We start from the raw sequence: 7,266 nt of genomic DNA, 5'->3' as shown, positions 1-7,266 counted from the left end.
TAGCTTCTCCTATTGCAACACCTGCAGTTACTATATTTTTTTTGTGTGAATTATTTGTATCGTTCATCATTAAATTTTACGGGTTTCAGTTTTTTTTCCAGTTCCTCTCTGCGGGGTTCAAATTGCTCAGGCAGCTTTAACGCTTCCCCCAAATGATCTCCCGTTTCATCTATAGCAAAACCCGGGCCCGAGGTGGCCACTTCAAACAATACACCACCGGGTTCACGGAAATAAATGGAAGTAAAATAATTCCGGTCCAGTACCGGTGTAGGATTCAGCATCCGTTTTACGATCTTTAACCGCACAGCAAGCTGCGTTTCTTTATCGGGTGTGGCGAACGCCAGGTGATGCACGGTGCCGCTGCCTGACAGCCCTCTCATACTGTCGGGCGAACAAACCACATCAACATAATTGCCGGGACTATCGGTAGCGGCAAAACGAAACCTGTTTCCCTTTTCGGCAATAAGCACATGATCCAACTGTTCGGTAAGCAAACCTGCTGTTCGCTCATAGCCTTCTTCCCATATTTCAGCATTATAAAATCCTTTTACGGCATACTCTCCCGGAATATACCCGTTTGCATACCCCGGTCTTGAATCTTTATCATTAAAGATCATTTCCAGTCCCAGGCCATCCTCATCTTCAAAATAAACCACCACTTCCTGCTCAAACCTTTCGTACGGGGCTTTACAGGCTATGTTGTATCTTTTTAAGCGCTGCAGCCAGTAATCAAGCGCGTGCAGCGGAACCGAGAACGCGGTAGTATTCAGCATCCCTTTTCCATGCCTTCCCTTTATCAATCCTTCGTAGGGGAAGAAAGTAAGAATGCTGCCGGGATTACCGGTTTCATCGCCATAGTAAAAATGGTATACTTCCGGGGCGTCAAAATTCACCGTTTGCTTTACCAGCCGAAGTCCCAGGATACCGCAATAGAAATCAATGTTCTTCTGAGCGCCGGAGGCAATGGCTGTAATGTGATGTATGCCTGTGATCAGTTGAGCCATACAATAAAATAGTTTGCTGTAAAGCTACGACAGAATACTGCGCTGCGCGTTGAGCTGAATTAATAAATAGCACTGACTTCAATCAAGCATTATAAAATATACAGGCCTGCGCCGGGTTATAGGTGAATAGTAAATAGTGAATGGCGGTCCATTCACCATTGCGCATTGCCTGTTCATTCTTTTCTTTCACTTTTGTCTTCTCGCTTCTCACGAAAAAAACGGCGCATTTGGAAGAGGCACTTACTTTATTTGATCCTGTACCTGAATCCTGCATACATCAACCGCCCGCTAACGGGTCCCCAGATCATGGAAGCATCAAAATATTCACCGAACGGCTGCGCGGCTGCTATGATGATGTTCTTCTGAAAGTAATTGGTAAGATTCTCCCCGCCAATGTATAATTCCAGCGCCCTGGCTTTGCCCAGCGCTTTGCTCACCTGCGCATTCATGGTAATATAGCCGGGTGACTTTACACGCATTTGATAAGCAACAGGATTTGCGGCCGTGGAGGGGATGCGCTTCGTACCTACATAATTAACGGTATAATCAAACTTCCAGCCCTGCAAAGCATAGCCAAGGTTTGCAAATGCCCTGTGTCCGGCTGTAAACGGCTTTTGCAGGAGCTCATCTCCATAGGTCGTTTTTACATCAAACCAACGGTAGGCCAAACGAACATCCAACTTCTCCGCGGGCATTATGCTCAGTTCAGATTGAAAGCTATTGGAATAAGATTTTCCTGTTAAATTGTAAAACTTCAGTTGCCTCGGGCTTTCCATATCAGCTACTACCTGGTTGGTAAAATCATTCCTGAAAAAATCAATGCTCAGCATCGCTTCCCTCGTGAACAGCGTGAACTGCTGATCGATGCTGATGCCTTTGTTCCACGATACTTCAGGGTTTAAACCATAAGCTTTACCGTTTTCACTTGTGCTAATATTAACCATCCTTGCGCTTACCAGCGGCCCCATGTTCTCTGCAAAAATATTGGCGGTGCGTTGTCCCCGGCCCACGCTTGCCCTTAAGGTGGTGCCTGCCACAGGCTCGTACCTTACATTGAGCCGTGGCGTGGCAAACCATCCATACAGGTTATTATGATCTGCACGGATACCTGCCACCACATCGAACTTTTCATTCATCGTGTAGGTATATTCAAAAAAAGCACCGGGCACCATTTCGTTTCTCTTAAATGCCTGTGTTTGATACAACTCATTGTAGCTATCGGCAGAGAAGCTCAGCCCTGTTCTGTATTTATGCGCTGTATTGCCAATAATGCTCTGGAAGATAAAGTTGGAGTAAAAGCTGCTTTGTTCCGCATCGTAAGGTGTTAAGCCAAAATAGGCGTTCTGCTTATGCCTGAAAGCAGACAACTGCAGCCCGATGCTCTTGTACTTTTTTTCGGGGAACATATACCCAACCTTGGCGAAACCTTCGTAGCGGTTTGTTTTGATGCCCATGCCGTAATGATCGGTTGAGAATTTATCTGTGCTCCTGTATGCTGTTTCACCGCCCGTTCTGTCATCTGCCAGTAGCTTTACGCCAAACTGAAACATCAACCCCTTGCTGTTGTCGTACTTCCAGCGATTGATGGCGCTGAACAAATTCCCTGTGGGCAGATCGCGGAAACCATCTTTATTGAAATCCGGCCTGCTGTATAAAAAATTATTATGCAGCATTAAGCCGGCCGACCATTTGCTTCCGATCTGCTGTGAAAGGCTAAGATTAAGATCTGAGCGTCCCATGCTGTTTATATACCCGTTGGCATACAGCCTGTCGGTATTTTCGGGCTTTTTTAATTCTACATTTATCTGCCCGGCAATGCTTTCAAAACCATTTACCACGGAGCCCGTTCCTTTGCTCAACTGGATGCTTTCTATCCACGGGCCGGCAATGCTGTTCAGTCCCAGCGGGGTGGCAATGCCGCGCGGACCTGGCAAGTTTTCCACTGTTAACTGGGTATAGTTGCCGGATAGGCCCAAAAGCTGTATCTGCCTTGATCCTGTTACGGCATCGCTGTACGATACGTCTACCGATGGATTGGTCTCAAAGCTTTCGCTGAGATTACAGCAGGCTGCCTTCATCAATTCTTTAGAAGTAATGGTAGTGGTACGAAAGGCGCTGTTTGTAGTAACAAACATGCTTTTTCGTCGTGCCGTTACCGTAATGGTACTCAGCTGCCGGTCGGATGCCATCACAACATGCAATGAGCTGTTATCCGTTGCCTGCACGGTATCGGGCCGGTAACCCGTATAGCTGATCACCAACAGCGAATCTTTTTCATTGATCGGCAAAGAAAATACACCATGCTTATCTGATGCCGTGCCTTTAGCCGTATTGAGCCAGGCAATGGTGGCCCCTTCAAGCGCAGTAAAATTGCCTTTGTTGTCTTCTGCCAGCACCACGCCGGTTACAGCAGGCTCACTGCCGGGAGACAATATGGGCGTATTATGGTTTTCTCCTTCATTATCCCTGTAAAGGCAACATTCCGGCAGCGCATTATAGATTTTATCCGCAGCTTTTTTCAATTCTGTATCATGCCCGGCTAACGCAACCCGTGCGTGTATATCTTCCAGGCTGATAACTGATGGTTCGTAAGTAAGCGAGAGCATCTGCGTATCAACATTCCATTTTGCTTTTTTTATGCCTTTAGCAGCAAGTGATTTTTCTATGCGATGCTGGCACATGCCGCAAACCCCCGACACTTTGAAAGATGTTGTTCCGGGAGTGTCATTATCCTGGGCGGCAGCAGTAAAAACAAAAAACAGGGAAAGCACAGCCGTAGCTGTATACTTAAAAATTTTTATCATAAATGTGTAACCTTTTGATTTTAAAAAATAGAATACGTTGAGTCTATTTCATAAATCAAATCCTGAATACACGATTGAGGAGGAATAAAGGTGGTTTGGACTGTAGCGTTTGCGCAGTAAGAATTATGGGAAGATACTGATAAGATACAGATCCTCCGGAGAAGGACACGAGCGCAGCCGGTATGGCCGTTGCATTGGCCTTAAATGCTTTTACAGCAAGCTCAGGACTGGTATGATCATCATCTTCCGAAAATGAAACAGCCTTGTATTCGCAACAGGGCTTTTTCCCCATGGAATGATCGCTGCCGCAACCATTGTCCTTAACGGGCGCCCATTCAATATTTTTAAATTTACCACAGCAATAATGCAACTGAAAGGTAACTCCCGAACTGGAAGCTCCGTACAGCATGATCAGCGCTATGACAAAAATCCTTTTCATTGATAACTGCAAAAGTAAAAAAAGAACGGCTTATTCACACATATATTGTCAATATCCCGGCGGCTTTTAATAACATATTAAGCAATTGTGATATCCTTATCTAAGTACACATCCTGTATAGACTGCAGCATCTCTACGCCTTCATTAAAAGGCCGCTGGAATGCTTTGCGCCCTAAGATCAGTCCCATGCCGCCGGCCCGCTTATTAATGACCGCTGTAGTTACCGCCTCCTGCAGATCACTTTCCCCTTTGCTTTCACCGCCACTGTTAATTAAGCCCACCCTTCCGCTATAGCAATTCAATACCTGATAACGGGTTAAATCAATAGGATGATCTGAAGTGAGTTTTTCGTATACCAGCGGGCTGGTCTTACCATGCTTTGTTGCCAGGTAGCCCCCGTTATTGGTGGGTAATTTTTGTTTTATGATATCCGCCTGTATGGTAACGCCGAGGTGATTGGCCTGCCCTGTAAGATCGGCCGAAGTATGATAGTCCAATCCGTTTACCTTAAAAGCATTGTTGCGGGTATAACACCATAAAATAGTAGCCATTCCCAGCTCATGCGCTATTTCAAAAGCTTCAGCTATTTCTTTAAGCTGGCGGGCGCTTTCGGCGCTTCCCCAGTAAATGGTGGCTCCAACGGCAACGGCGCCCATATTCCAGGCGTTCTTTACCGTTCCAAAAAGCGTTTGATCGTAACGATTGGGATAGCTCAGGAATTCATTGTGATTGATCTTTACCACAAAAGGGATCTTATGGGCATACCTGCGGCTCATAATTCCTAACACACCAAAAGTAGACGCAACAGCATTGCAGCCACCTTCTATAGCCAGCTTAATAATATTCTCCGGATCAAAATAAAGCGGGTTCGGCGCAAACGCCGAACCCGCACTGTGTTCAATACCCTGGTCTACCGGGAAAATGCTGCAATAGCCTGTACCACCCAAACGGCCATGATCCAGCAAAACCTGCAGGCTGCGCAAAACCTGGTTGCTCCGGTTGCTGTTCGCCCAAATTTCCGACACATGATCGGCAGAAGGAAGATGGATCGTTTCTTTATCAATGGCGGTACAGGTATGATCTAAATAATAGGCGGCTTTATCGCCCAACAGCTCTGTTATATTGTGATGTTGCATAATCGGTATTTTGAGCGCGTATATATTGCGCATCTTATTTTATGGGACCCGGCTTTTCAATCTGCTTCATAAGGCTGTTATCCCATTCGCCTTCTACTTTTATCTGGGCAATGGCACCAAAAGCAAACGCCTCTATCAGGTTATGGTTTAAGTATACATAGGTACCCGGTTCGCGGAATTTATACAAGGCTGCAGCAGCAGAGCCACCGGGTATAGCCCAGGTTTCCAGGTCGGTATAAGGTTTATTATTGAATTTTCCTGCCGGCCAGTACAGATCCGCATGACCGCCGATGAGGTGGATGCGGGTGTCGCGGTTAGCCTGTGATGTAATAAATAAAACATTTTCTCCAACTTTAGCTGTGAGCGCTCTTCTGCCGATCAGGGCGGTTTTATGGCCATTAAAGACAATATGGGTAGGGATAAGCGTTTTGATAGCCCCTTCCATTTCCTGCATACTTTGCTGGGGGGTGGCAATGTTTTTATATTTCCCGTTGGCGTCTTTGGGCAGGTAAAAATCCTGTTCGGCAATATAGTAGGCTTTGTCGTAAGTGACCGGGTTTCCATTTTCGTCTTTCAATCCTTCGCGGGGCAGCACCATTATAGCGCCGTTCATGCCCGAAACAACGTGCATAGGCACCATCATTCCTCCGGGAGCGCAATGATACACAAAAACACCCGGCCGGGTAGCCCTGAACCTGAACTTTACCTGCTGCCCTGGATTAACTTCAGAAATATCGCCTCCGCCCATTTCGCCCGTTGCCGCATGAAAGTCTATATTATGCAACTGGGTATTGGTTGCAGGGTTTATAAGCGTTAGCTCCACGAAATCGTCCTGGTGCACAACGATCATGGGGGCGGGAACCGAACCGTTAAAGGTCATTGCCCAAACAGAGTCGCCCGGAGCTATCTCTATTTTCTTTTCGGCTATCGTTAAAGTAACTTCAACGATCTTGGGTCCGCCAATGGCAACCTGGTCATGCTTGGGTAAAAGCGGGGGAGCAACCATTTCCTGGGTAACCCTTTCCAGGTTGTCGCCCTCCCCTTCGTAGGTTTGATCAATTACTGAAGTGGAGCCTCCCCCCTTGCAGGCGGCAAACAAAACCACCAAAGCGATTACCGCAAATGATTGCAAAAACAGGTTAATGACAGATTTAAATGCATTTTTTTTCATCATAAATGTATTTTATTTTGTTGTTCAATTCAGTTGCCCGGCTTTATAACCCGCTCTTTCCACTGCGTTTATCACATCCTTTTCATCTGTATTTCCGGCAGTAACCGTTAATATTTTTTTTGGATCTGCTGTGTCCACCTTCCAGTTGGCTTCACCAAAAGCTTTGTTCAAAGAAGGGGTTACTTTTTCAACACATCCGCTGCAATTGATATTTGTTTTGAGTTGTATCGTTTTCATGATCTTTATTTTTTTAAATAATATCCGGCGTCCGGCGCCGGCGGTTCACCATTTCAACCACTTTAATCTTAAGCTGTTTGTCACAACACTTACGGAGCTCAAAGCCATGGCGGCACCGGCAATCATCGGGTTTAAAAGAAATCCGTTTAAGGGATATAAAACACCCGCCGCAATGGGTATGCCGATAAAGTTATAAATAAATGCCCAAAATAAGTTTTGTTTAATGGTGGCAACGGTATATTTTGATAACCGGATGGCTTCCGGAATTTTGGAAAGGTTAGATGAAATGATGGTCATTTTCGCCACGTCCATTGCAATGTCGCTGCCTTTACCCATCGCAATACTCACATCCGCCTGGGCCAACGCGTTGCTGTCGTTGATGCCATCGCCCACCATCGCCACAGTTTTACCCTGCCGCTGCAGGGCTTTTACAAAAGCTGCCTTTTGTGCCGGCAATACTTCCGCCTGAAAATCT

At 46.1% G+C, this 7,266-nt stretch carries 8 protein-coding genes; all 8 read right to left on the bottom strand.

The annotated features are described in order from the left end of the window. Window positions 1-50: 50 nt before the first annotated feature. Window positions 51-1,004, bottom strand: a complete 954-nt coding sequence (locus PLH26_RS18380) for a ring-cleaving dioxygenase (RefSeq protein WP_324587493.1) — start codon at window positions 1,002-1,004, stop codon at window positions 51-53. A gap of 82 nt (window positions 1,005-1,086) precedes the next feature. Beyond that, the gene (locus tag PLH26_RS18375) at window positions 1,087-1,215 is read right to left on the bottom strand and encodes a hypothetical protein (RefSeq protein WP_324587492.1); all 129 of its coding nucleotides are present in this window, start codon (window positions 1,213-1,215) and stop codon (window positions 1,087-1,089) included. Between the two features lie 34 nt (window positions 1,216-1,249). Beyond that, window positions 1,250-3,808, bottom strand: coding sequence for a TonB-dependent receptor domain-containing protein (locus PLH26_RS18370; RefSeq protein WP_324587491.1), 2,559 nt, complete (start codon window positions 3,806-3,808; stop codon window positions 1,250-1,252). Window positions 3,809-3,863: 55 nt separating this feature from the next. Further along, on the bottom strand, window positions 3,864-4,247 hold the full coding sequence (locus PLH26_RS18365) for an HYC_CC_PP family protein (protein WP_324587490.1): 384 nt from the start codon (window positions 4,245-4,247) through the stop codon (window positions 3,864-3,866). A gap of 77 nt (window positions 4,248-4,324) precedes the next feature. Next, window positions 4,325-5,383, bottom strand: a complete 1,059-nt coding sequence (locus tag PLH26_RS18360) for a class I fructose-bisphosphate aldolase (protein WP_324587489.1) — start codon at window positions 5,381-5,383, stop codon at window positions 4,325-4,327. 34 nt (window positions 5,384-5,417) lie between these two features. After that, window positions 5,418-6,557: a copper-containing nitrite reductase gene (nirK, locus tag PLH26_RS18355; RefSeq protein WP_324587488.1), complete on the bottom strand. Its 1,140-nt coding sequence runs from the start codon at window positions 6,555-6,557 to the stop codon at window positions 5,418-5,420. Window positions 6,558-6,578: 21 nt separating this feature from the next. Then, complete coding sequence (locus PLH26_RS18350; RefSeq protein WP_324587487.1) at window positions 6,579-6,791, bottom strand: heavy-metal-associated domain-containing protein; 213 nt, start codon at window positions 6,789-6,791, stop codon at window positions 6,579-6,581. Window positions 6,792-6,836: 45 nt separating this feature from the next. After that, window positions 6,837-7,266 (bottom strand): HAD-IC family P-type ATPase (locus PLH26_RS18345; protein WP_324587486.1); only part of this gene is annotated, 430 nt, incomplete at its 5' end.

This window comes from Agriterribacter sp. (assembly GCF_035444585.1).
Classification (GTDB): domain Bacteria; phylum Bacteroidota; class Bacteroidia; order Chitinophagales; family Chitinophagaceae; genus Agriterribacter.
The sequence above is the reverse complement of the archived record's forward strand: the minus strand, read 5'-3'. Positions and strand labels throughout refer to the sequence as shown.